This window comes from Paenibacillus sp. AGC31 (assembly GCF_057334655.1).
The window spans coordinates 166,471-191,439 of the sequence record NZ_JBHFJH010000010.1 but is presented as its reverse complement, the minus strand read 5'-3'; the positions used below and the strand labels follow the sequence as shown (position 1 = coordinate 191,439).

The 24,969-nt window shown below is 47.0% G+C and carries 23 protein-coding genes and 1 riboswitch; all 23 genes read right to left on the bottom strand.

The annotated features are described in order from the left end of the window. Positions 1-791 precede the first annotated feature (791 nt). The 23 genes from spoIID to ACE04G_RS06730 all read right to left on the bottom strand — a co-directional run bounded on the left by spoIID (position 792) and on the right by ACE04G_RS06730 (position 24,887). Positions 792-2,132, bottom strand: coding sequence for a stage II sporulation protein D (gene spoIID, locus ACE04G_RS06840; protein WP_449004021.1), 1,341 nt, complete (start codon positions 2,130-2,132; stop codon positions 792-794). Between the two features lie 468 nt (positions 2,133-2,600). Beyond that, complete coding sequence (gene murA, locus ACE04G_RS06835) at positions 2,601-3,947, bottom strand: UDP-N-acetylglucosamine 1-carboxyvinyltransferase (RefSeq protein WP_221821854.1); 1,347 nt, start codon at positions 3,945-3,947, stop codon at positions 2,601-2,603. Between the two features lie 521 nt (positions 3,948-4,468). After that, positions 4,469-4,726, bottom strand: coding sequence for a DUF1146 family protein (locus ACE04G_RS06830; RefSeq protein ID WP_017691941.1), 258 nt, complete (start codon positions 4,724-4,726; stop codon positions 4,469-4,471). A 607-nt stretch (positions 4,727-5,333) separates the two neighbouring features. Further along, complete coding sequence (locus ACE04G_RS06825) at positions 5,334-5,738, bottom strand: F0F1 ATP synthase subunit epsilon (protein WP_221821821.1); 405 nt, start codon at positions 5,736-5,738, stop codon at positions 5,334-5,336. A gap of 62 nt (positions 5,739-5,800) precedes the next feature. Further along, complete coding sequence (gene atpD / locus ACE04G_RS06820; protein ID WP_339179902.1) at positions 5,801-7,204, bottom strand: F0F1 ATP synthase subunit beta; 1,404 nt, start codon at positions 7,202-7,204, stop codon at positions 5,801-5,803. A 95-nt stretch (positions 7,205-7,299) separates the two neighbouring features. After that, positions 7,300-8,172 carry an ATP synthase F1 subunit gamma gene (atpG, locus tag ACE04G_RS06815; protein ID WP_076209796.1) on the bottom strand — a complete coding sequence of 291 codons (873 nt, stop codon included), beginning with the start codon at positions 8,170-8,172 and terminating at the stop codon, positions 7,300-7,302. 170 nt (positions 8,173-8,342) lie between these two features. Next, complete coding sequence (atpA, locus tag ACE04G_RS06810; protein ID WP_047840700.1) at positions 8,343-9,857, bottom strand: F0F1 ATP synthase subunit alpha; 1,515 nt, start codon at positions 9,855-9,857, stop codon at positions 8,343-8,345. A 16-nt stretch (positions 9,858-9,873) separates the two neighbouring features. Beyond that, positions 9,874-10,422 carry a F0F1 ATP synthase subunit delta gene (locus ACE04G_RS06805; protein WP_036612565.1) on the bottom strand — a complete coding sequence of 183 codons (549 nt, stop codon included), beginning with the start codon at positions 10,420-10,422 and terminating at the stop codon, positions 9,874-9,876. After that, positions 10,419-10,907, bottom strand: a complete 489-nt coding sequence (gene atpF / locus ACE04G_RS06800) for a F0F1 ATP synthase subunit B (protein ID WP_036612568.1) — start codon at positions 10,905-10,907, stop codon at positions 10,419-10,421. The genes ACE04G_RS06805 and atpF overlap by 4 nt, the downstream gene beginning before the upstream one ends. Positions 10,908-11,020: 113 nt before the next feature. Continuing rightward, positions 11,021-11,245, bottom strand: a complete 225-nt coding sequence (gene atpE / locus ACE04G_RS06795; protein ID WP_017691934.1) for a F0F1 ATP synthase subunit C — start codon at positions 11,243-11,245, stop codon at positions 11,021-11,023. 78 nt (positions 11,246-11,323) lie between these two features. Then, positions 11,324-12,142 (bottom strand): F0F1 ATP synthase subunit A, encoded by an 819-nt coding sequence (gene atpB / locus ACE04G_RS06790; protein ID WP_221821822.1) that lies wholly within the window; start codon positions 12,140-12,142, stop codon positions 11,324-11,326. A 45-nt stretch (positions 12,143-12,187) separates the two neighbouring features. Continuing rightward, entirely contained in the window at positions 12,188-12,565 is a 378-nt protein-coding gene (locus ACE04G_RS06785) for an ATP synthase subunit I (RefSeq protein WP_062836961.1), read from the bottom strand. Further along, positions 12,558-12,812, bottom strand: coding sequence for an AtpZ/AtpI family protein (locus ACE04G_RS06780; RefSeq protein WP_340018644.1), 255 nt, complete (start codon positions 12,810-12,812; stop codon positions 12,558-12,560). Before ACE04G_RS06780 ends, ACE04G_RS06785 begins: the two co-directional genes overlap by 8 nt. 185 nt (positions 12,813-12,997) lie before the next feature. After that, on the bottom strand, positions 12,998-14,155 hold the full coding sequence (gene wecB, locus ACE04G_RS06775) for a non-hydrolyzing UDP-N-acetylglucosamine 2-epimerase (protein ID WP_036667768.1): 1,158 nt from the start codon (positions 14,153-14,155) through the stop codon (positions 12,998-13,000). A 223-nt stretch (positions 14,156-14,378) separates the two neighbouring features. After that, complete coding sequence (upp, locus tag ACE04G_RS06770) at positions 14,379-15,008, bottom strand: uracil phosphoribosyltransferase (protein WP_017691929.1); 630 nt, start codon at positions 15,006-15,008, stop codon at positions 14,379-14,381. A gap of 425 nt (positions 15,009-15,433) precedes the next feature. Then, complete coding sequence (locus ACE04G_RS06765) at positions 15,434-16,681, bottom strand: serine hydroxymethyltransferase (RefSeq protein WP_017691928.1); 1,248 nt, start codon at positions 16,679-16,681, stop codon at positions 15,434-15,436. Positions 16,682-16,722: 41 nt separating this feature from the next. After that, the gene (locus tag ACE04G_RS06760) at positions 16,723-17,316 is read right to left on the bottom strand and encodes a TIGR01440 family protein (protein WP_449004022.1); all 594 of its coding nucleotides are present in this window, start codon (positions 17,314-17,316) and stop codon (positions 16,723-16,725) included. A gap of 141 nt (positions 17,317-17,457) precedes the next feature. Beyond that, positions 17,458-17,539: riboswitch (ZMP/ZTP riboswitch) on the bottom strand. Positions 17,540-17,635: 96 nt separating this feature from the next. Further along, complete coding sequence (locus ACE04G_RS06755; RefSeq protein ID WP_036612575.1) at positions 17,636-18,208, bottom strand: low molecular weight protein arginine phosphatase; 573 nt, start codon at positions 18,206-18,208, stop codon at positions 17,636-17,638. Positions 18,209-18,266: 58 nt separating this feature from the next. After that, positions 18,267-18,827 (bottom strand): manganese efflux pump MntP, encoded by a 561-nt coding sequence (locus ACE04G_RS06750; RefSeq protein ID WP_017691925.1) that lies wholly within the window; start codon positions 18,825-18,827, stop codon positions 18,267-18,269. Positions 18,828-19,002: 175 nt separating this feature from the next. Then, a complete protein-coding gene (locus tag ACE04G_RS06745; protein ID WP_449004091.1) occupies positions 19,003-20,202 on the bottom strand; it encodes an L-threonylcarbamoyladenylate synthase in 1,200 nt (399 codons plus the stop codon). Between the two features lie 237 nt (positions 20,203-20,439). After that, positions 20,440-21,099, bottom strand: a complete 660-nt coding sequence (gene spoIIR / locus ACE04G_RS06740) for a stage II sporulation protein R (protein WP_449004023.1) — start codon at positions 21,097-21,099, stop codon at positions 20,440-20,442. A 917-nt stretch (positions 21,100-22,016) separates the two neighbouring features. After that, the gene (locus ACE04G_RS06735) at positions 22,017-23,237 is read right to left on the bottom strand and encodes an FtsW/RodA/SpoVE family cell cycle protein (protein WP_449004024.1); all 1,221 of its coding nucleotides are present in this window, start codon (positions 23,235-23,237) and stop codon (positions 22,017-22,019) included. A gap of 429 nt (positions 23,238-23,666) precedes the next feature. Next, positions 23,667-24,887 carry an FtsW/RodA/SpoVE family cell cycle protein gene (locus tag ACE04G_RS06730; RefSeq protein WP_237177398.1) on the bottom strand — a complete coding sequence of 407 codons (1,221 nt, stop codon included), beginning with the start codon at positions 24,885-24,887 and terminating at the stop codon, positions 23,667-23,669. Positions 24,888-24,969 lie beyond the last annotated feature (82 nt).

Below are 24,969 nucleotides of genomic sequence, written 5' to 3'. Positions count from 1 at the left end.
GTTTCTACAGGTCTTTTCTGTCCCCTGCGCTCTCCGTACGCTAGCACTCTCCGCATATATAGCCAAATCTCGAAAGCTCCGGAATGGGTGATGGTAGACTGGTCCGGATTGGCTGTAGTTGCCAATCCTTCTATGAAGTGCATTTATCGGTGAGAGAAAGGATATAGGATGTGACTGGATAATGCAGATTTAAAGTGCTCTAGGTTCGTTAAAGTGAGATGTGAGATTAGAGATAGACAAGGCACGCCAATACTGACTGTTCCATCTAACATCTAGATTTGAAAGAAGCTAAATCATGAATGGTTACAGTATAATTAGAAGTTGCTTGGTAGACAGGGAACATAAATCAATTTTTTAACCTTAGGGCTTGGAAACTTGATTTCAACGTTCTGGTTCTGGTTCGGCTTGCTTATTGCGAATGAGCATGTAGTGAATGGCAGTACCCTCAATTTTGCTAATGATTAGATAATAAAATATTTCTAACGAACTCAGGCGGCCTTATTAACGGAAAAATCGTGGCTCAGGGATTCTAATGAACCTAGACACGCTAATTACTCTTTTGGGCGCTATTTTCGGATCAATACTGAAGTATGTCGTGATATAACGTGTCTGAGATTCGTTAGAATTTTCATTCATTGTGATAACGCCCAATAAGGTCTCTCAGATTCGTTAGCGCGCCAATGGTGTATGTGAAGTCTGATGAGTTCCAAACCTATACTGCTCTCATTCACATACATTTGCATACATTCGTATCCATTCGAATTATTTTGCTTTATCCGTGTTCATCTTTCCTACTTCAATGCAAGCATCTTGGATGCCTGTCCGAATGAGATGCCGGTATAGTAATGTTTGAGAATCTGGGTGGCGGTGTGTCCCTCCTGCGCCATGCCGTTTGCTCCCCATTGACTCATGCCAACCCCATGCCCATACCCGAACGTTGTAATTTGGACCTCGTCACCTGTGGTCTTCCAACTGAACTGGCTGGATCTTAATCCAAGCAGTTTACGCACCTCTGGTCCGCTGAATCTTTCACCTGCGATCTGCATTTCCTTAATCCGATGTCCTTTGGTTGTAGACAACACTTCCATCCACGACCCACTCTTCTGGGCGGTAACCGGAATGGCATCCAGTTTTAACTTCTGCAGAACCTCATTACGCTTCATGGTGACGGTCTGCTTGAATCCTGGTGCCAGGTTTTTGTCCCATGGACTGTCTACACTTTTCAGATACGGCACAGCGTTCCCCCATACATCCTCGGCATTCTCGGTATACCCATTACTTGTGGAAAAAAAGGATGCGGTGATCGCCTTGCCCTGATAGGTCATCACAGTATCTCGACTTTCGCGTACAGCCTGTTGCAGTTTCTCCCATTCCTTCGCCTTCCCTAGACGCGTCCAATCCGCTTTCACCTGATCTGGCGGAATAAACACCTGATGGCTGACCGTATCCGTCACATCCGCAGTACCCGATGGAACACCGCTTGTATCACTCGCTGCGAGCCTACGCACGATAAATGTACGAGCAGCTATTGCCTGTGCCTTTAACGCCTCCAGTCTGAATTCCGCCGGCATCTCAGCTGCCACAACCCCGGTAACATAGTCTTCCAATGGCAGATTCATCGTTGTGCCCGTTGCGGACAGGTATACGCGTACTTTTGGTTCAGGGTAGGTAACTGGAACGGCTGGCGCAGGAGCTGGGGTTCTTACACTGCTTGAATCTGTTGGAGCAGGGATCGGCTTTGGTGATTCGCTTGTCCGCGGCCATACCAGAATTACCGGAATTAGCAACGCCATTGCCAATAAGGCAGATACAGCGGCAGCGGGTTGCCATCGCTTCGTATTGCGTCCCCATCGGGGTTTTCGTCCAAATGTCCGCATTCGGCGACGCTTCACTCGGCGGAATTGGTCCAGCTCAATAACAGGTATATGAATGTGCTCGGTTTTCTGTCGGTTTAGCTCATCTGTCGACACCCGTCCTGGATTGGAGAAACTTGCAGGCTGTGATGAAACAGTCCTCAGATTCAATGGGGCAGGCTTGTCTTTTTCCACTCCAGAAACGGTATTGCCCTCCGGCTCTTGCATACCTGGACGAGGGACAAGGGGTACCTTTACCTGTACACGAGCTTCTTTCATTCGAATATAACCCTCCGTTATCTATGGCCGGTCATGTGCCGGTCGTGTTGTTCAAATCCATAGTTTAGGTTATGAGCTGGCTTGATCTGATAGAACCTGATTTAAGAGAAACGAGACCCTTTCGTTCTGTTCAATCTCCTGTTTCCTTTTGCTATGTACATCTTAGAAACGTTGATCTGTCGCTGAATACCGGTAATCAACTGCAGTCGACACCCTATATAAAGTACGCTCTTTCATTTGGTTCAGAATCGATACAGAATACGATGTTATGCTATACAAGTTAGGACCAGCTATTAATAGAATCAGGTATCAAATATCTCGTTGTTTTCTTGAAAGTAAACACAAAAAAAGCCAAGCCAGATGGCTTAGCTTTATCATTTTTTACAACATACGTTCCTTCGCATTCATAATCCACACAACTGTGTGACTCATAATAGGGGACCATATTTTTTTCTATTCAATCCAGTGTTAAGCCAAAGTTGGTTGTACCTTAAACATCGGTACTTCTTTCTCCACTTTTTCACTAGGTGCTTTGGTTGCTTCCAGCTTAGGCTCATCAACCGAGATCCGATAGATGTCAGCGCCAAGTCCATTAAGCTTCTCAGCGAGATGTACATAGCCACGGTCGATGTGATGAACACCGCCCACTTCCGTTGTACCTTCAGCAACAAGACCTGCAATAATGAGTGCGGCACCCGCACGCAAATCGGTAGCTGTTACTTTGGCACCCTTCAGTTTGGCATTACCTGTGACGATGGACGAACGTCCTTCAACTTTGATCTCCGCATTCATCAATTGGAATTCATCGACATGCATGAATCGGTTTTCAAAAACAGTCTCTGTCACGACACTTGTTCCTTCAGATGCGAGCAAGAGTGCCATCATCTGGGATTGCATATCTGTCGGGAATCCTGGGTATGGTAATGTTTTCACATCCACAGCCTTAAGAGGACGATCTGCGATTACACGCACGCCATTCTCATCCGGTTGGATTGTAACACCCATCTCTTCAAGCTTCGCGATAACGGAGCCTAAATGATCAGAGATTGCACCTTCAATGTACACGTCACCACCAGAAATTGCAGCAGCAGCCATATACGTACCAGCTTCTACCCGATCCGGAATAACGGTGTGTGTAACGCCTTTAAGTTTCTCCACACCTTCAATGCGGATGACTCCAGTACCCGCACCACGTACGATGGCACCCATTCCATTCAGGAAGTTGGCAAGATCCACAATCTCAGGTTCTTTCGCCGCGTTCTCCAGAACAGTTACACCTTCGGCCAATGTTGCAGCCATCATAATATTTTGAGTGGCACCTACGGAAGCCACATCCAGATAAATTTTCGCGCCACGCAACCTTCCTTGGCTACGAGCTTCGATATAACCTTGGCCCAAGCTGATCTCTGCGCCCATGGCTTCAAAACCTTTCAAATGCTGATCAATAGGCCGTGTACCGATGGCACATCCACCAGGAAGTGAGATTCTTGTATGACCCATACGAGTCAACAAAGGCCCCATGACCAGGAAAGACGCCCGCATTTTACTTACCCATTCATACGGGGCTTCACAGGAAGTAAGTTTCTCCGCATTTACGGTAATCACTTCGTCCCGGTATGTAACTCCCGCTCCCAGCGATTCCAACACCTTGTTAATCGTCATCACATCGTCTAGAGGAGGCGCGTCAATAATAACGCTTTGTCCTTCTTCCCCTAAGAGAGAGGCAGCGATGATCGGAAGAACAGAATTTTTAGCGCCGCTAACTTTGACACTTCCGGTCAACCTTTTGCCACCGCGGACGATAAATTTGCTCATCATGGTTCCCTCCGCGCTTTTATTCCCTTTTCTTCATTCCGGAATACGTAAGCCCCACTATGCTAGAAAGGACTGTTGCTGTGTGTGGAATTTCGACATATTCTGGCATATTGCCACAGATGTCTGTTCAGAAAAGAATTGGTTTTTATAATCCATATCAATGATACCATGTGCCGTGCATCTTGCTATTCAGCATGTAAAATAAGTGTCTTACAAGCCAGCAGAGCATCAGAACAGACAGAGTGGGATGGTTATTAGCCGGCATGAACCGGATATCCCGTTTATAACTACAAAATAAGTGAACAATTGTGAATTCCCTAACTTCCATCATAACATTGTTGAATTGTACGATACAAGCATTTTTACATAAAACATCTCAAATTCAACCAATTTTACGTCACATTTTTTTCTTAATTTCTTTACCGACAACTCATACTCTAATTGTTAACACAATTAATCGATGTTATTCGACAATGAGCAGCTTGAAGAACCTAACAGATGATTAACCAACCATCTCAACATTAAAACAAATTACGCAACATTTGAGTCCAGGACAAGTAGTCAATGACAAAGCCAGCAACGGCATGCCCCAAAATGATGGCGAGCAACAAATGCAACAGTCTTCCCTGAGCACCTCGTGGCTGCCTGATGATTAAATCCAGTTTGAGATTTGTCAAAGCCCACCAAGACAACGCAATACATAACAGGGAGACGATGATTGAGACCAAGCCATTGGTGCTTAACGCCTGGTTCACCTGATTCGTCAGATCAGTATCCATATATTCTTTACCTCCACATTTGTTGCAGCGATCAGCATATCATATGCCCGGCACCCATAACTTGTTAGTATACTGGAATGTCTTGAGCACAACATACTGAGCGTACTGTCAGATTTACTCCTACCAGGCAGGAATCTCCTGATGCCCAATCACCGAGCAGCAACATTTGCGGCTGTGCATGACTATGGAATCTACTACGCAGCTTCCTGCTTCTGCTGACTCTATGGAATATAGGCTCTTTCATCATACATTGTCAATTACATTGATTTCCACTTCTAAAATATTTTAATTTTAAAATGCCGGGATTTTGTGACTAAAACGACATAAAAGAGCGCTATTTCGATATCGATTCTGTCATTTCCTCGGAAATAATTTAAATTCATTCATGAAAAAAATGGTTCTGTTAGTGGTAAATGCGCCCACTACTTTAGTCCTACATTCTATTCAAATAATCATAATCGGTGAATATTTTGTTTAAAATACTTCTGTTTACTGAAGGGATAGGATGGATATGTGGTCAGCCCTTTTGATATATTCGATAGAACAATTCTATTAAACAAACTCAAAAAAGCCCGGCAGACTAAGCCGCCAGGCTTCCCAGAATCGTTTATTTGCCGAATACATTAATCCGGTTAACCGCTTTTTGCAGTGCAATCTCTGCACGACGGTGATCAAAGTGGTCCTGATTGCTTTGGCTTGCAAGCCGACGTTCAGCCCGCTCTTTCGCCGCACGCGCACGATCCACATCAATGCTTTCCGGGAATTCAGCACTCTCTGCGAGTACAACAACCTTATCTTTACGAACTTCGATAAACCCGCCACCGATAGCAACTCGTTTATTTTCTTTTCCGTTATGGATATAGATTGGTGCAATCTGCAAAGGTGTAACCATAGGAATATGACCTGGCATAATGCCAAGTTCCCCTTCAATACCACGAGCCGTAATGCTATTCACCTGTTCTGAATAGACCAAACGCTCGGGTGTTACAATTTCCAACAAAAAGGTGCTCAATTCCATCCCTCCTGAAATATCCGAAGGATAGCCCGCTTCATAAGGACAATCCTGGATTCAGACTAAACCAGTGTTTTGGCTTTCTCCACTGCCTCTTCAATTGTACCAACAAAGAGGAAAGCTGCTTCCGGAAGATCATCATACTTACCTTCGAGAATCTCTTTAAAGCTGCGCACCGTTTCTTTAACTGGAACGTATTTACCCGGAATACCGTTAAATGCTTCAGCAACGTGGAAAGGCTGGGACAAGAAACGTTGGATTTTACGAGCACGGTATACAAGCGCTCTGTCTTCTTCACTCAACTCGTCCATACCCAGGATTGCAATGATATCTTGCAATTCATTGTAACGTGCCAAGATACGTTTAACGCCTTGAGCGACGCTGTAGTGTTCTTCTCCTACAACTTCAGGGGACAAGATCCGGGAGCTGGAAGCCAGTGGATCTACCGCAGGGTAGATACCCATCTCGGAAATTTTACGCTCCAGGTTCGTCGTTGCATCCAAGTGGGCAAACGTCGTTGCAGGAGCCGGGTCAGTGTAGTCATCCGCAGGCACGTAGATGGCCTGAATGGATGTTACAGAACCTTTTTTCGTTGATGTGATACGTTCTTGCAGTTGACCCATTTCTGTTGCCAGTGTAGGTTGGTAACCTACCGCGGAAGGCATACGTCCAAGCAAGGCAGATACTTCTGAACCCGCTTGGGTGAAACGGAAGATATTATCGATAAAGAGCAACACGTCACGGCCTTCTTCATCACGGAAGTATTCCGCCATCGTCAGACCTGTGAGGGCTACACGAAGACGTGCGCCTGGAGGCTCGTTCATTTGTCCGAAGACCATTGCTGTTTTGTTGATAACGCCGGAATCACTCATCTCGTGATACAAGTCATTACCTTCACGTGTACGCTCACCAACACCCGCAAATACGGAGATACCGCCGTGTTCTTGTGCGATGTTGTTGATCAATTCCTGAATGGTTACCGTCTTACCTACACCGGCACCACCGAAGAGACCGATTTTACCACCTTTAGCGTAAGGAGCAAGCAAGTCGATAACTTTGATTCCTGTCTCCAGCATCTCTGCTTGGGTAGTCAGTTCATCAAATGCAGGTGCTGAACGGTGAATCGGGTTCTTGTGCTCAGCAGCTACGGTACCGCCAGTATCAATTGCTTCACCGAGTACGTTAAATACACGACCCAGTGTTGCTTCTCCGACAGGTACAGAGATTGGTGCTCCTGTATCTAAAGCTTCCATACCACGAACAAGTCCATCCGTGGAGGACATCGCAATACAACGTACTCGGTTGTCACCCAGATGTTTCGAAGCTTCGAGTGTAAGGTTTACACTAACGCCGCTCTCACTTACTGTAGTGATCGTAATGGCATTGAGGATTTCCGGCAGACCGCCGCGATCAAACTCGACGTCAACAACCGGACCCATGATGCTCACAACGCGTCCTTTGTTCATCTTAACGTTCCCCTCCTACAAGCCTGCTACTTTTGCAAAAATAATGTACCGTTCGTTTATCTTTGCTCTGCAAGCCTTCATTAATAAAAAAACGGTTAGCCTTGTGCTGCGTTGGCACCTGCCACAATTTCCGTAATCTCCTGCGTAATCGCCGCTTGACGGGCACGGTTGTATGTCAATGACAAGTCGTTAATGAGTTTGGATGCATTTTTGGTTGCATTACCCATTGCTGTCATTTTCGCGCCGAGCTCACTTGCCTTACCGTTCAGAAGTGCACCATAGATCAGCGTTTCCGCGTAACGCGGAAGCAGAACCTCCAGTACAGCTTCAGCAGACGGCTCGTATTCGTAGCTTGCCGTTGGTCCTTCCGCAGCAGTTACCTCAGGTGTTTCCATCGGAAGAAGTTTCTCTACCGTAGGAATCTGGGTCAACGCATTCACAAAGCGGTTATAACAAATGTACAATTCATCAAATTCAGCCAGTTCAAACCCATGAACAGCTTCGTGTGCGATGGATTTGATGTCTGCAAATGAAGGCGAATCCGACAGATCCGTTGTTGTGGATGCCATTGCCATTTCACGTCGTCTGAAGTAATCGCGTCCTTTACGTCCAATGACGAACAATTCGTAGTCATCCTGAGAGTTGTGGCGCTCTTTGAGCGTCTGATTAACCTGACGCAAAACGTTCGCATTGTATCCACCTGCAAGACCACGGTCCGATGTAATGATCAGGTAAGCTGTCTTTTTGACCGGACGGCTCTCCAGCATCGGGTGCTGTATACCTTGCGTGCTTGATGCAATACTAGCTACAACTTCTTTCAGCTTCTCCGAATAAGGACGGGCTGCTTCCGCTTTTTCCTGCGCTTTACGCAGTTTTGCAGCAGCTACCATCTCCATTGCTTTGGTGATCTGCTTGGTGCTTTGTACGCTTTTAATTTGCCGCTTAATTTCGCGCATGCCTTTTGCCATGATTTCACCACCTCAAAACTTTGACAGGGTCAAAGTTACTTCGTAAGCATCACCACTAGTTTTGACAAAGTCAAAACTACATCGTAAGCATCATCTTTTTTGACAGAGTCAAAGTATTACATGCAGACATGCGGAATCGGTTAGACAACTCCGCACCTGCAATCATTTATTTAGACAGAGACAGCAAAGCTCTTTCTGAACTTCTCAATTGCACCTTTCAGTGCATTTTCGTTGTCTGCAGTCAATTCTTTAGTATCACGGATGGATGCAAGAATCTCCGGATGGCTACTCTCCATGAACGCGAGGAACTCACGCTCGAAACGAGTAACATCACCTGTTGGAATCTCATCCAGGAATCCTTTAACCGCAGTGTACAAGCTGACAACCTGTTGTTCTACAGGCAGAGGCTGGTTAACACCTTGCTTCAGGATTTCCATCATACGCGCACCACGATTCAGGCGGGCCTGAGTCGCTTTATCCAGATCGGAACCGAACTGGGAGAACGCTTGAAGCTCACGATATTGAGCGAGGTCGAGACGCAAGGAACCTGCAACCTTTTTCATCGCTTTAATCTGAGCAGAACCACCGACACGGGATACGGAAATACCTACGTTGATCGCCGGGCGTTGTCCAGCATTGAACAAGTCAGCTTCCAGGAAGATTTGTCCGTCCGTGATGGAGATTACGTTTGTTGGGATGTATGCAGATACGTCGGAAGCTTGTGTTTCAATAAACGGCAGTGCGGTTAAAGAACCACCACCAAGTTCATCATTCAGCTTCGCAGCACGCTCCAGCAAACGGGAGTGCAGGTAGAAGACGTCACCCGGATAAGCCTCACGGCCCGGTGGACGACGAAGCAACAAGGAAAGCTCACGATATGCAGAGGCTTGTTTGGTCAAGTCATCATAGATAACCAGAACGTGCTCGCCTTTGTACATGAAGTACTCACCCATCGAACAACCGGAATACGGTGCGATGTACAAGAGTGGTGATGGATCGGAAGCTGCTGCAGTTACAACGATTGTGTACTCCATTGCGCCTTTACGACGAAGAGTTTCCACAACTTGAGCAACTGTAGACTGTTTCTGACCAATAGCCACATAGATACACTTCATGCCGCTACCTTTTTGGTTCAGGATAGCATCAATCGCGATGGATGTTTTACCTGTTTGACGGTCACCGATGATCAACTCACGTTGTCCGCGACCGATTGGAACCATTGCATCAATGGCTTTGATCCCTGTTTGCATCGGCTCATGAACCGATTTACGATCCATTACGCCTGGTGCTTTACCTTCAACCGGACGGAATTCCGTTGTAGCGATTGGCCCTTTGCCATCTACAGGAATACCGAGCGGGTTCACAACGCGTCCAATCAATGCTTCGCCTACAGGCACTTGCATGATTTGACCAGTACGTTTCACTTGGTCACCTTCACGAATATCGTAGTAAGGTCCCAGGATAACGACACCAACATTGCTTTCTTCGACGTTCATGGCGAGTCCCATAACACCGCTTGGGAATTCAACCAACTCGTTGGACATGACGTTCTCAAGTCCGTAAACACGAGCGATACCATCACCAACCTCGATTACCGTTCCGACTTCGACTACATCGATATCGGTCTTGTATTGTTCGATTTGGCTCTTAATTAATGTACTGATTTCTTCTGGTTTGATACTCAAGTGTCCTCACCCCAATCTACTGTACTCGTCTGTTAAAAGACTGCTCAAGACGTTCGAGCTTGCCAGCCAAGCTGCCGTCATAGATCGTATCGCCAATGGCGACTTTCAATCCGCCCAGCAGAGTCGGATCAACAATGTTCTCGATACGAATCTTTTTATTCACACGGCCACCGAATTCACGGGCTACCGCTTCTTTTTCTTCATCATTCAACGCATAAGTCGAGTAGACACGTGCATCAGCAATGCCCAGCGACTCACCTTGGATCTTCCGATAATCATTCAGCAAGTCTCCCAGCAATTCAACGCGCCCGCGCTCAATCAACAACAAGACTGTACGAAGGACTGAATCGGATACCTTGCCATCAAGACTTGAGTGAATTACGTTCTGCTTGGCTTCATCAGAAATGTTAGGGGATACGATAAATTTCTCGATATCTGCATCTCCGGTCAATGCACTGACTACTGCAACCAGTTCCTGTTCAACCTCAAGCACCTGCTGTTGCTGAAGAGCAACTTCGAACAATGCTTTCGCATAACGCTTGGCAACTATCGTATCGCGGCTCATTGTCGGCCTCCTACCTCATTGAGGTATTGGTTCACAAGCTCTTCTTGTGCAGGACCGTTCTCAACTTCTTTTTTGATCAACTTGGATGCAATCTGAACGGAAGCTGTACCCAGTTCGCTGCGAAGTGCTGCGACTGCTTTGTTCTTCTCGCTCTCGATTTCGCGTACTGCATCGTCTTTCAGACGATTAGCTTCAGCTTTTGCATCAGCCAAAATCGATTCAGCTTGTTTACCACCTGTTTGTTTGGACTGTTCAATGATGTCGTAAGCATCTTGACGTGCTTGCTCAAGAGCTTGTTTTTGTTCCTCCACATAGGCAATGGCCTGTTCCCGAGTCTGTGCAGCCTCATTCATCTGCGTCATCACGAGTTCACGACGTTTTTCCATAATGGAGAACAAAGGCCCGAAGGCATAACGGCTAAGCAGCCAATATAAAATTGCAAATGCAACAATCGCAAGAAGCGTATTTTCCCATATGAAACTCAATCTGTTCACTCCTTCCTGGAGGTATCCTTGAAACGTCATCCGTTAGAACGGACATTACCTAAAAAGAAGGCGCGGATGGCTATGGCCTTCCCCGCCAAACCTTTAAAATTTAATTAAGCCATACCGTAGAACATGAACGCGAGTACCACACCGATGATCGGCAATACCTCGATCAAACCTACACCGATAAACATTGTTGTTTGAAGAGTGGATTTTGCTTCCGGTTGACGGGCAATACCTTCCACCGTTTTGCTGATTACCATACCGTTACCAATACCTGCGCCAAACGCGCCCAGTCCTGCAACAATTGCTGCTGCGATTAATGCCATTGCTCCCATTTGTATATCCTCCTTAAAATGATAAATCGAATTTTTTATTGTTCAGCCTGGTGAAGAAATCTTCGTAGGGCTTGAAACTTAATGCTCGTCGTGCGTCTCGATGCTCTGTGAAATGTACACCATCATCAAGATAACAAACACAAATGCCTGGATCGCGCCGATAAAGATACTGAAGCCTTGCCACACCATTAGTAGCGGAATCGCTGCAATAGCACCAAACACTTTAAATGTGGTCAGTTTCAGGATCGTTGCGATCAGTACCTCACCCGCGAAGATATTCGCGAATAGACGCATACCGTGTGTCAACAGCTTGGATGCCGTCTCAATCAAGTTGATTGGCAAGAACAAGGCGAATGGCTTCAGGTAATGCTGGAGATATCCTTTTGTGTTGCGGAACAATCCCAGTCCATGAGATACAAGGAACGCTACGAGAGCAAGTCCCATCGTTACAGACAAGTCGGCTGTTGGTGATTTCCACCAAGCCAGTTCAACGTGTGGGTGTGCTTCAGGGTCCTTGGCATGCGCTTTTTCAAACGCCTCCACCGCTGTAACAATCGGCTTACCGAATACCTGTGCCTGATTAACATCTGTTACCTCAGATACAGCCACGAGCGGAAGGCCGAGCATGTTCCCTACAAAAATGAACATAATCATGGAAAGAGCGAGAGAGATAAAATGTTTACCTTTCTTCATATCCATTGTGCTGGAAATCAGATTGCGGACGAATTCTACTGCCCACTCCATAAAATTTTGCAGCTTGCCGGGATTTTCAACGGATAATCTCCGTGTTGCCAGTACAGCAAAAATAAAAACAATTGCACCTGTAACTACCAGCATCAACAGAACCGATAGATCGAGTCGAAATCCGCCAAGCATAATAATTGGAGCTTCATGCATATTTTTCTCACCCCTTTCTCGACTTGAAAGCTGCAGCCCTTAACATCATTCTGCTCTGCGGGAATGGACAATCCCTATAATCAGTAAGGAAAATTGTGCAATGACGAGACCGCCTGCAACCGCATATGTATTGAAGTACTGCGGAAAGCGCATCGATATGAATATACCGAGCACAGCGAGTGCCGCTCTTGTCAAAAATCCCAGGTTCACACGCTTCAAGTTACCTTCTGCCGCATCATCAGACATTTTCCTTACTTTGTAGCCCAAGTAAAATGCATTGATCCAGCTAATTCCTGTACCCAGGGCCAGTCCCAAAGCAATTGTCTCCACACGTGGCATAAAGGCCGCTGCGAGAAAACAAATCATAAGAAAGTACATGATGAAAACAGTCATCGATCTGCGGTATCTGGTTAGTTCACTCATCACTTTCCCCCATGAATTTTTTCGCGATAAAGTAGATGCTTACACCGCCTGCCGCAAGAAAAAAGAGAACGCTTACGGCGATCCATATTCCGTTACCTCCAATGGTCTTGTCCAACCAGGAGCCAGCGTAATATCCGGCAACAGCGAGAATGGCAACCTCGATCCCAAAAGCTGTCACGAGTCCCATCGCTTTCCATACATTATCGTCATGGTTACGGGATGAATTTGGTTTGTTCGAATCGGCCATTTTCCACGCCACCCTTGCAATCCCAGTTAATTTTACTGAATGATGAGAGCCTTTGTCAATTGAATGATTTTAGCGTTTTAAAGGGGAAAACGACGGGAATACAGACCCTCAAAGCCCATAAACCCGCGTAAACCGTACAGTTTAACTGTATGCTTGCCCTTTATAAATCCGTCAGAAAAAATGTATTATTTTTTGAATTTTCTGTGAAATGATTCCGGACGCTCACTATTTACACCAAAATGGTGCAAAATCGCATTGACAATTCTTTCCGAAGCATGTCCATCACCGTATGGATTGGCAGCCTGACTCATGCTTGCATACAGGGTTTTGTCTGTAAGCAGAGCTTTGGTCCGTTCATATACACGTTCCTCTTCGGTACCTACCAATTCCAGCGTTCCGGCTTCAATACCTTCCGGGCGTTCTGTTGTATCGCGCAATACCAGCACAGGCACACCAAACGAAGGGGCTTCTTCCTGCAAACCGCCTGAATCGGTCAAAATCAAGTGAGTATGCGGGTAAAAGTTATGCAAATCCACCACGTCTAGTGGATCAATTAATTGAATACGGGGATGATTCCCCAAAATCGCGTGAGCCGGCTCCTTCACAGCAGGACTTGGATGCACCGGGTACACGATGGCAATATCTTCGAATTCGTCGGCAATCCGTTTGACGGCCTGGAAAATGTTGCGGTGAGGCTCGCCCTGAGATTCACGGCGATGAGCTGTCATCAGCACAAGGCGTTTGCCTTGGGCCCAATCAAGTACCGGGTGTGTGTAGTCCTCCCGTACTGTATATTGAAACACATCTGTTACCGTGTTGCCTGTGACGTACGTACTAGACTCCGATTTATTTTCTTTGGCAAGATTGGAAGAAGACCAATCTGTAGGCGCAAAGTGTAGATCAGCCAGTACTCCTGTCAGCTGACGGTTCATCTCTTCCGGATATGGAGACAGCTTGTTCCACGTCCGCAGCCCAGCTTCCACATGCCCTACCTGAATCTGTTGCAAGAATGCTGCGTAGCTCGCTACAAAGGTAGTTAATGTATCCCCGTGAACCAGTACAATATCCGGCTTAGCTTCGGCTAACACCGGCTCCAGACCGCCAAGCACACGAATTGTGATTTCATTCAATGTCTGACGGTCCTTCATCACATCCAGATCATAATCGGGATGAATGTCGAAAACTTCAAGTACCTGATCCAACATCTGGCGATGCTGCGCAGTTACGCAAACAATAGATTCAATAGACTCAGGGTGTTTCTGCAATTCCAAAATAAGCGGAGCCATCTTGATGGCTTCCGGACGCACCCCGAAGATCGTCATGACTTTAATTTTGTTGGACATTCGAGCAAAGCCCCTTTTCTATAAGTTCATGTTCAAAAAGTCCGGTTTTCAGTACCAAGAATATGGAATGAAGGTAGAAATGGAGTAGCGGAGCGTAGGGAAAACTACGTGAGCAACGGACATTTCGGCTGAATTTCATATTCGATGCCGATGATGCCCTTGGGCATCCTTCGTAATCAAAATTGGACTTTTTGAACAACCTCTTACAAAGCATGCGATATGCTTATTTAGTGCCGTAAAGACGGTCTCCTGCATCTCCAAGTCCTGGAACGATATAACCATGATCATCCAGACGGTCATCCAATGCTGCTACATAGATGTCCACATCGGGATGTGCATCCTGCACAGCTTTTACGCCTTCCGGTGCTGCAACCAGGTTCATCATTTTGATTTGGGTACAGCCACGTTTTTTGAGCACGTCAATAGCTGCAATTGCCGAACCACCCGTTGCCAGCATCGGATCAATCACAATCAATTGACGCTCTGTTACGTCTGTAGGCAGTTTGGTGTAGTATTCTACCGGTTGCAGTGTTTCCGGGTCACGGAACAGACCAACATGTCCAACTTTTGCCGCTGGCAACAATTTCACAACGCCATCCAGCATTCCGAGTCCTGCACGCAGAATCGGCACCAGTCCGAGCATACGTCCAGAGATAACTTTACCTTGTGTTGCAGCTACAGGTGTCTGTACATCAATCGTTTCCAGTTCAACATCTCTTGTAATCTCATAAGCCATCAACGTTGCTACTTCATCCACCAATTCACGAAAATCTTTCGTATTCGTACGCATGTCGCGTATAAACGTCAGTTTGTGTTGAATCAAAGGGTGATCACATATTACTAATTTTCCCATCTAATTTGTCCCTCCGGTAAGTTCTTCATGTTCAGCATTTCCAAATATACCTAGCCACCATTCATGGGCTCGATAAATCCTGTATATTATATCATCACCAACAACGAATTACACCATCAAAGGACACCCAATCATTACAGATTACCGAATCCTATAAAAAACAGGACCGGAAAATGATCCATCCGGTCCTGTTTTGCTCATGCTGTTATGTCATTGAGTGGGAAAAAATATGAATACAAGTGATGCTCCGCAAACAGATTGCACCTACGATCGCTGTTATCCCCTGATTTTTTTGATTCTCCTATATAAGGAGAAAATCATGGGATAAAGGCGAGCGCTTCGCTTCTCCGATTGCATTCTGCCAGCTTCGTCTTTTGTATTCCAATTTATAAAAACTCAAAAGAAAGCAGCATGAGCAAAGTTTTTTAGTATTTAAGATCTGTATAGAGCGGGAATTGGTCTGTCAGTGCAGTCACTTCTGCACGGGCTTCATCCAGCTTCGCTGTATCTTTTGGATTTTTCAGCGTTTTGGCAATGATCTTACCGATCGCTACCATTGCTTCTTCGTTCATGCCACGGGAAGTTGCAGCAGGTGTACCAATTCGAATACCACTCGTTACGAACGGGCTAGTAGGGTCGAATGGAATGGCATTTTTGTTCACGGTAATACCGATGGAATCAAGCACATGCTCAGCTTCCTTACCTGTGATGTTCACACTGCGTGTGTCGATCAGCATCAAGTGGTTATCTGTACCACCGGATACGATGTTCAATCCTTCAGCGATCAGTGTTTCAGCCAGAACCTGTGCGTTTTTCACAACATTCTGTGCATATGTTTTGAACGAAGGTTGCAAAGCTTCTCCGAATGCTACCGCTTTGGAAGCGATCACGTGCATCAAAGGTCCTCCTTGGGAACCAGGGAATACGGCTTTATCAATCGCTGCTGCCCACGCTTTGCGGCACAGAATCATACCACCACGAGGTCCACGCAGCGTTTTGTGTGTTGTTGTTGTTACGAAATGCGCATGTGGAACCGGGTTTGGATGTAAACCCGCAGCAACCAGTCCTGCGATGTGAGCCATGTCCACCATGAACAAAGCGCCTACATCATTGGCGATGGAAGCCAGCTTTTCAAAATCAATGGTACGTGGATATGCACTTGCGCCTGCAACGATCAGACGAGGGCGGTGTTTGAAAGCCGCTTTGCGTACTTCATCATAATCAATCAGGAATGTATCTTCCTGTACGCCGTATGCCACAAAGTTGTACAGCAAACCGGATGCGTTAACCGGGCTACCGTGTGTGAGGTGTCCACCATGGGCAAGGTTCATACCAAGTACAGTATCACCAGGTTTCAACGCTGCAAGATAAACTGCCATGTTCGCTTGTGCACCGGAGTGAGGTTGAACATTCACGTGTTCTGCTCCGAACAATTCTTTTGCACGATCACGCGCGATGTCTTCAACGATGTCCACATGCTCACAACCGCCATAGTAACGTTTGCCTGGATATCCTTCAGCATACTTGTTGGTCAGAACAGATCCCATTGCTTCGATTACTGCTTCACTTACGATGTTCTCGGATGCAATAAGTTCGATGTTGTTCTGTTGACGTTTCAGTTCAAGATTCATCGCTTCCAGTACTGCCGGGTCATTCTTGCGCAATTGTTCCATGATTAAATTCCTCCCAAGTATAGTGAAGTAGGTTGAATATGTTAGTCACATAATGTCGAATCTGGTTGTTCTTCCATACGATACACCGCGCGTTCGCCGCCAATCAACTTCGGACGAGTCAACGCTGTGGTTACACGTGCATCTCCAACATAACGGAGCGCTGTACGAAAAGGTACGGCTACATGCCGGAGATGCATTCCAATCATTGTCTCCCCAATGTCCAGTCCCGCATGGGCCTGCACATGTTCAGCCAGGCATGGATCGGTCAGCGAACGATATGCTGCGGATGCCATGGAACCTCCGGCCTTGGGCACGGGTACTGCACCAACCTCGGTCAATCCAAGACGAGTAAGCACAGAACGTTCCATTACCAACGCACGGTTCAGATGCTCACAACATTGGAATACCGTGTCAAAACCGAATTCCTCCTGCACCTCGCGTATACCCGCAAGAAGCTGCTGTGCCACTTCAATGGCACCACTCGTACCAATCCGAGCGCCTGCGACTTCACTTGTGCTTGTACCGATCACAACGATCTGTCCAGGCCCAAGCTGTCCGGCAAGCGCAAGTTCATGCAGAATAGACGCGGTCTGTTCCTGCAATCCGGGTTGTTCCGAATCTAACTCTATAGTCATCCTATCATCGCCTCCCGATAAAATCATGCCCGCTATCTCTTAGCTGTCCTTCGTATTCTTGCACGGCATCTCAGGTACTATTATAGCGAATAATCAGATGAAAGACGAAAAAAAGAGCAGTCTGCGGGTAACGCAGAATTGCTCTTTTGCCCAGGCGACCGGCCGTTTGTTCCGGTGCTCCATCGTGGTTATGCCCACTTCGTCGCCAGTTACACCGGATCCCTGTTTTCCCCTTCATCATAAAACAACCCGCGTCTAAAATCAACGGTTAATTTACATCACGTGTCCTATTTCTATAACCTGCCTCGCAGGATCAAAATTATCCCAGCTTATCCAAAAGCCGGTCCAATGCCGTCCGAATCTCAGCTGCAGCTATATTGTAATCATCACGACTTCCTCCAAACGGATCGGAGATGTCGAAACTTGGAATTCGTTGTCTAATCTCAATGGCTCGCTCACGCTCCGATGCCAGGATCTCTTGGCCAAGGGCACGTTTCATCTCAAGCGTTGCAAACAGGCTGTCCAACTCCTGAACATCACTTAATACCTGTTCATCATCCTCCACATATTCTTTCAATGTATAGGTTTTGTGGACTGAATCGGGAAAAACCTGCATGACATGTTGCTTATGACTCCGTGTTAATGTAAGAACCAGATCGGCCCAACCTACTAGGTTAGAGCTAAGCTGTGTGGAATGAGGTGGACCTTCAACGTTATGATCTCTCAAAACTGCTTCAGCATGTCGGGAGATCGGCATACCCGACGTTGCTGCCACACCTGCGGAGCGAACCTCTACCTGAATGCCACGCTCCGATGCCAATTTTCGCAAAAGCCCCTCTGCCATGGGGCTGCGGCACGTATTTCCTGTACACACGAATAAAATATGTTTCATTGTGTTAGCCTCCCCATTTTACATATGATGCGAATGATATGATATCTCAAGTTTTATTCTAAAATATAAACAAAAGTCCAAACGCAAGCAAGATTGCGCCACCAATAGCTTCGCCGTAATCCCCGAGATTCTGACTCACCCGACGGCCTAATAACAGCCCCATAACCGACATCACCCCGCCACAAACGCCGAAAGCAAGTACGGTCAAGATCAGATCACTGCTAAACATCCCTAAGGATACGCCAACGGAGAATGAATCCACACTTACGCTGAGGGAGAACAAAACAACGCCGAGCAGGGAACGGTGGTCCACCAGCTTTGTATCGCCTTCACGGAATGCATTCAGAATCATATGAGCACCCAGCAAAACAAGCAATCCACCTGCCGCATACGTCGTAATGTCACCGAGCAGGGAACTGACGTATTTGCCCATATACATGCCGATGAGCGGCATGATGATATGAAACAGCGCCGTTACAATACTGATTCGCAATACATCCCGCAGCCGAATGCCCTTCATGCCAATTCCGATTCCGAGTGAGAACGCATCGAGGCCAAGCGCAACAGCCATGATCAAAATGGTTACCAACTGCCCCACATGGGCAGACACATCCCACATCCCCATACCCCCAAGTCACGTAAAGGTTCTTGTACACGATATGCGGACAAGGACCTAAACATGACCGATGAAAGGCAAACGGCGACGGTTCTCTGGTCAGATGCTGGCTTTATAGAATCTTGATTTTGTTTTGGAAAAAGGGTGATTACTCTCCTGACTGTATGATCAGGAGAGCTTAAGAGGGTTGCTGGTTGCCAACTTGTATGAGTTGGTTCCCTGCAGCCTTGAGCAGCCGATTCATGACGGCTGCTCCCAGCCCTTCGCGTGAGCAGGCTTCAGCCACAATATATGTGGCGCCTTGCTCATCGCAGCTGCGCAGCGCGGCGTATAGCCGGCGCGCTGCTTCTTCCAGCTCGCTGGCGTCTCCCAGCGAGAACACGGCATCGGCGCGGTACTGCTCCGCGTGCTCGGCGAACGCCAGCACCGCGGTGCGCTCTCCGCGCTGCGCCGCCTCTGCGAGGGCGGCGCTGATCCAGGCCGCCACCGCTGCGGGCGGCCCCTCTACCACGCACAGCGCCCCTGTGGGTGCGTAGTGCGTGTACTTCATGCCCGGCGAGCGCGGCGCCGGGCTGCCCACGCCATCGGCCCCCTCCGCGAGTAGCGCAGGGTCCGTGGCAACACGGGCGGCAACGGCGGACAGTTGTTCCGCCGTAATGCCGCCAGGGCGCAGGATGGTGACGGTACCGTCGTCACCGACCTGCACAACCGTGGACTCGACGCCCACCCCGGTGGGGCCGCCGTCCACAATGCCGCCGATGCGGCCATCCAGATCCTCGCGTACATGAGACGCGAGTGTCGGGCTTGGCCGCCCGGAGCGGTTGGCGCTTGGCGCAGCCACAGGACATGCCGCCGCCGCGATTAACTGCAAGGCCACCGGATGGTCCGGCATGCGCACGGCCACCGTGTCCAGACCGGCGGTGACACGCGGTGACACCGCCCCCGGCCTAACCGGCAGCACCAGCGTCAGTGGTCCCGGCCAGAAGGCCGCCATCAGCGCTTCCGCCGTTTCGTTCACTTCCGTGACCAGCGTATCCAACTGGTCGCGGTGCGCGATATGCACAATCAGTGGATTGTCGGAAGGTCGGCCTTTGGCGACAAATACAGCCTCCACGGCTGCTGTGCTACGCGCATCAGCACCCAGGCCATAGACCGTCTCGGTCGGAAAGGCCACCGTCTGACCTTGACGAATGCAGGCTGCGGCAGCCTGCAAGTCGGCGAGCGCCTGTTGATCGGTGCTCCCCTTTTTCACATCCAACATTTCAATATTACCCATTCCTTGATCATTTTCAGCGCTCACCAAGATGCGTACATCCCACATCTCGGTAACCAGTTCTCCCGGAGCTTTCGTATCACGGTCTTCTCTACCATCCCTCATCTCAGAGGTGTGTTGCACTGGTTCGTTTTCTCTGCTCATATATCATCATTCCTAAACTTCAAGTAGGTTAGTTCATATCCATATTCAATATAAGTAATTATAACATACCTCTCCCGCCTCGGATGCCCTTCACACTTCACTCCACGCATGAGTCTCACTATAACTTCACCACTAATTCATATCAAAAGGGCAGCTCCATGAATCGAAGTCACCCTTACTAATATTATAAATACGTTGTTATGCGAATAATCCAGTTACCCAACTCCACAGTTTCACAGCCATATCCCACAGAAAGAATCTTGCCTCCGGTGTATCTCCCTGCACTGACGCTTCAGCATCTCCTGGTTCAGCCGCTGCGGCCGATACCGTTGAAGGTTTCGCCAGTGCATCCCCGGTCCCTGCATCAATGAAGCACAGCGGCGGGAACAACACACACCACCAGTTCTGCCCCTTACCTTCGCCCAGCGTGATCCGAACAGCTTCATAATCTCCCGCAGGGTAGACAGTGCCACCATATAGTTTGGTTGGAAACGGAACAGAACCCAATTCCACCTGATACTCATAATTCAAACCGCGACTGGCCAACTCTTCTCCTACTCTATTCTCAATCTCGGACAAATGCACACGAATAACCTTGCGCGCTTCATCCAGACTTTGCGGATTCTCCAGTTCGGCTACCCACTCGCCCATCTGAGCAACGACAGCATCCCGAATCTCGCGTTTCACCAATTGATCTCCCGGTGCATCCGAGTTTGCTAGAATACGCAAGCGAATCGATTGTTCTGGAATTGCTGTGGCCGCCACAGCTGCATCCGTTTTCTGACCTTCCCACATCATGATAATCATCATAAGACATACAATAATAAGTCCAATTTGCTTTACAATTCTTCTGCTCATTCCGTTCTCCCCCTCGGCTCTCTGATCACGCTACCTGCAACTCTCTCATGTCTATCAGTATGCCCGGTAGAGACGGAAGTAAACCTAGCATTTGCAATAAATCTACTAGAAATTGTTCAAAAAGTCCGCTTTGATTACGAGGAATGCCCAGCTGCATCATCAACGTCGAATATCAAATTCAGCGGAAATAAGCGGGAGACTTACGAAGGTTGTTTCCCAAGGAACCATTTTGATGGCTCACGTAGTTATCCTACGCTCCACTACTCCATTTCTAGCTTCATCCCATCTTCTCGGTACTGAAAACCCAACTTTTTGAGCACGCACTACTAGAATCTGTGTTTAAAACCAGACAAGTTATACAATGACAAAATGTCAGCGTCCAAAAAGCCTTGAAGACTGTACTGGCTGACCCTAGGCGAATGACCAGTCGATGTTCTAAGGAACCGAGGACGTCTTATTTGGCCTTTAGGTCTTCTTTTGAAATTGTAAGGAACACGAGGAAAGTTATTTCCCAAAATCTTCTGACCCACACGCTACAAAAGGCTGTTTATGTTGATATAACGTGTCTCAGATTCATTAGCTTTCTCCAGGCACTTCAAAACCCTGAATAAGACGTGTGTGGTTCTTTAGCTCATAACTCTTAACTCTTAACTTCTAACCCCCTAACAGCTGGCACTTGAATCGTCACATCATGCTCAACACACTATTCCCAACTCTTTCAGGTGCGCCTCAGCCTACAGTTGGCTTGAAAACACCTATGCATTGCTTCTCTCATCTCTCATTCACACTTTCTCACCCATCATGTTAAAAAGGTTGATCTGCACCTGGTTACAGGGCAAATCAACCTCTTTATTCCTACGAACGAACACGTTATACAACATCTCACCACTTTACTTTTCACTACACCGACTCAACAGTTACACAGCACTTTTCTCTTTCTTGAGCATATTCCATAAACGTTCCGACAACCGGGGTTGCTGCTCCCCCATCAGAAGTTCATCCTCCTCTTCTTGCCCGAACAACTTAATGCTCATGACTACACCGATACAAGCCATATTAATGAGCAGAGAGGTGCCACCGTAACTGACAAAAGGTAACGTAATACCTGTGAGTGGCATCAGTCCAAGAAACGCCCCCACGTTCTCAAACACCTGATACAACAACATTCCGATAATACCTACAATGATGACGGGTCCAGCGCGATCTCTGCATGCCAGAGCAATCAGAACCATACGTTGAATCAGAATAAAGTACAACAGAATCAGTACGGATGCACCAACAAAGCCAAACTCCTCTGCGATCACAACAAAAATGGAATCAGAATACGTATAGGGGACTCGTCCACTCTGAACGGATGTTCCTTGCAAGTAACCTTTGCCGATGATGCCGCCTGAACCAATGGCTAAACCTGCATTTTTCGTATGCCAAGAAGCTTTGGAGGTAGCCTTTTCCGGCACAAGCCAGGGGTCAATACGCTCTGCCCAATGCTCACGTTTTATCTTTTCAAGAAAAGTAAATACTTCATCATGGTAGAAGGTATAGGCTTTAACAAAACCAAAGAACGCCACCCCCACAATCGCCAGTGCAATCAATGCGTGCTTCAGCCTCATATTTCCGATCCAGAATACCGCAGCCAGAATCACCACGTACCCCAGCGCATTTCCCAGATCATTCTGAGCCATAACCAGGGCAAACGGAATAAACGCCCAGCAGCCAATCGGCACAATATCTCTCCAAAATTTCAGTGTGCCTCGTTGTCTCTTCACGATCAAATGGGCGAGGAACAAAATCAGAATCATCTTGAACAACTCTGCCGGTTGAAAAGAAAAGTTCTCGCCCAGCTTCAGCCAACCGTTGGCGTTATTGATCGAACTTCCCAGTACATTGGCCAGGATCAGCAATATAATTCCCAACCCATACAAATAAAACGCATATTTCACGTATAACTTGTAATTCACAAGCCCGATCACTAGCACCGCAATGAACCCGGCCACATAGAAATAAATCGTTTTGACATGATGATTCGCCAGTTTGGCATCTGTCTGCGTTCCGCTATAAATCGCAAATACACTAATAATCATGAGCAGCAGCATGACAAAAAGAATAACACCGTCCATCTTTTTCAGCATTCTCAACATGACTCCGTCCATCCCCCTGAAATCTAACATTCTATGATTCCCAATTAAACTCAATATTACCATTGTATATAATTGGATAATAAAATGGAAATCAGGGTCGTTTCAGGTTAAAAAAATGAACTATTCAATGGCCTGAATTACGCCGTAAAAACAATAAAAACCCTAAAACATCCATCCCAACTCGGGCTGATCTGTTCCAGGGTTCTATAGTTACATATAAGTTAAACTAAGCATTTATACACTGACACTACGATAACAGAATAACCTTCCATTCGCTGTTATCCCCAGATTTTTTCGCTTCCCTTTTTCCAAGGGAAAATCCGGTGATAAAGGTGAACGCTTTGCTTTTTCTGTCCTCTCCGTTATCGCGTAAAAGATTAGTTCAACTTATATATCTGAAGTGTTATTTTACGTTTTGATTCTAGAACGTTATTGCTCCTGCTGGGATGGCTTGCGTCTTAGCAATTTCATCACCAGATCTGTAATACTCGGTTGTTCCGCAGAGCCAAGAATATCCTCGTTCTCTTCCGTGTGGACCTTAATACTCATCACAAGACCCATGCTGATCATGTTGATCATAATGGAGGTACCACCCGAACTGATAAACGGCAGCGTAATCCCTGTCAACGGCATCAGACCAATGAATGGACCAATATTAACAAAGATCTGGTAGAGCAGCATCGCTATAATCCCAACAATGAGATAAGGTCCAGCGCGATCCTTACACTCCAGTGCAATCAGCACCAGCCTGTGAATAAGGATAAAGTACAGGAGAAGCAGTACCGAGGCACCGATGAAACCAAATTCTTCCCCAATCTGCACAAAGATGGAGTCAGCATACGCCAGCGGCACCCGATTCGACTGAATTGTTGTGCCTTCCATATAACCTTTGCCCGTAATCCCGCCAGAACCAATCGCAAGTTTTGCATTATACGTCTGCCAGAGTACATCTCTTGAGGTCAGTTCTGGTACAAGCCAGGGGTCAAAACGATCCGCCCAGTGCGAACGTCCAATGTCATTCAGGAATTTAACAATCTCATCATGATAATGAATATATGCCTGTGTACCGCCGATAAAGGTAGCCACAGCAATCATAAAACCAATGAGAGCATGCGTAAATTTAATGTTGCCAATCCATAATAGGCCCACAAGAATGACAACATAACTCAACGCATTTCCCAAGTCATTTTGAAGCAATACGAGTAGTAACGGCGGCAGAACACAGAGCGAAATCGGAATAACATCACGTCCAAAATAGAGCGGACGGTTCTTCTTTCGGGCCAAAAAGGCCGATAAAAACACAATCAGGCATAACTTGAACAACTCAGCCGGCTGCAAGCTGACCCCGAAGATGGACAGCCAGCCTTTTGCCCCGTAGTACTCTTTACCAAAGAACATTACGAAAATGAGCAGCAGCATACCCACGCCATAGATATATAAATAATTTTTGATTATGAATTTATAGTTGATCATCGACATCCCAAAAAAGACTACGAATCCCAAAATATAAAAGATCACTGCACTTTTCGGGAGTCCCTCCAGCTTCGGACGACCAAACGTTGTACTGTAAATCGACAAAATACTGATACCCATCAGAATAACGAGTATAAACACAATAGAATAGTCTATCTTTTTAAATTTGTGCAGCATGTAATTATGTTCCCCCAAGCATTCAGAAATCTTCGGTATATCTCATTGTAGAGGATTTCACGGCAAAAAGAAAACCCGCGGA

Coding starts and splice junctions, on each gene's coding strand:
- spoIID (WP_449004021.1), bottom strand. CDS start 2,132: ATGAAAGAAGCTCGTGTACAGGTAAAGGTACCCCTTGTCCCTCGTCCA.
- atpG (WP_076209796.1), bottom strand. CDS start 8,172: ATGGCAAAAGGCATGCGCGAAATTAAGCGGCAAATTAAAAGCGTACAA.
- upp (WP_017691929.1), bottom strand. CDS start 15,008: ATGGGAAAATTAGTAATATGTGATCACCCTTTGATTCAACACAAACTG.
- ACE04G_RS06755 (WP_036612575.1), bottom strand. CDS start 18,208: ATGAAACATATTTTATTCGTGTGTACAGGAAATACGTGCCGCAGCCCC.
- ACE04G_RS06765 (WP_017691928.1), bottom strand. CDS start 16,681: ATGGAACAATTGCGCAAGAATGACCCGGCAGTACTGGAAGCGATGAAT.
- wecB (WP_036667768.1), bottom strand. CDS start 14,155: ATGTCCAACAAAATTAAAGTCATGACGATCTTCGGGGTGCGTCCGGAA.
- ACE04G_RS06745 (WP_449004091.1), bottom strand. CDS start 20,202: ATGAGGGATGGTAGAGAAGACCGTGATACGAAAGCTCCGGGAGAACTG.
- ACE04G_RS06760 (WP_449004022.1), bottom strand. CDS start 17,316: ATGACTATAGAGTTAGATTCGGAACAACCCGGATTGCAGGAACAGACC.
- ACE04G_RS06750 (WP_017691925.1), bottom strand. CDS start 18,827: ATGTGGGATGTGTCTGCCCATGTGGGGCAGTTGGTAACCATTTTGATC.
- ACE04G_RS06730 (WP_237177398.1), bottom strand. CDS start 24,887: ATGCTGCACAAATTTAAAAAGATAGACTATTCTATTGTGTTTATACTC.
- ACE04G_RS06735 (WP_449004024.1), bottom strand. CDS start 23,237: ATGTTGAGAATGCTGAAAAAGATGGACGGTGTTATTCTTTTTGTCATG.
- murA (WP_221821854.1), bottom strand. CDS start 3,947: ATGAGCAAATTTATCGTCCGCGGTGGCAAAAGGTTGACCGGAAGTGTC.
- spoIIR (WP_449004023.1), bottom strand. CDS start 21,099: ATGAGCAGAAGAATTGTAAAGCAAATTGGACTTATTATTGTATGTCTT.
- ACE04G_RS06785 (WP_062836961.1), bottom strand. CDS start 12,565: ATGAGTGAACTAACCAGATACCGCAGATCGATGACTGTTTTCATCATG.
- atpD (WP_339179902.1), bottom strand. CDS start 7,204: ATGAACAAAGGACGCGTTGTGAGCATCATGGGTCCGGTTGTTGACGTC.
- ACE04G_RS06830 (WP_017691941.1), bottom strand. CDS start 4,726: ATGGATACTGATCTGACGAATCAGGTGAACCAGGCGTTAAGCACCAAT.
- atpB (WP_221821822.1), bottom strand. CDS start 12,142: ATGCATGAAGCTCCAATTATTATGCTTGGCGGATTTCGACTCGATCTA.
- ACE04G_RS06780 (WP_340018644.1), bottom strand. CDS start 12,812: ATGGCCGATTCGAACAAACCAAATTCATCCCGTAACCATGACGATAAT.
- atpE (WP_017691934.1), bottom strand. CDS start 11,245: ATGGGAGCAATGGCATTAATCGCAGCAGCAATTGTTGCAGGACTGGGC.
- ACE04G_RS06805 (WP_036612565.1), bottom strand. CDS start 10,422: ATGAGCCGCGATACGATAGTTGCCAAGCGTTATGCGAAAGCATTGTTC.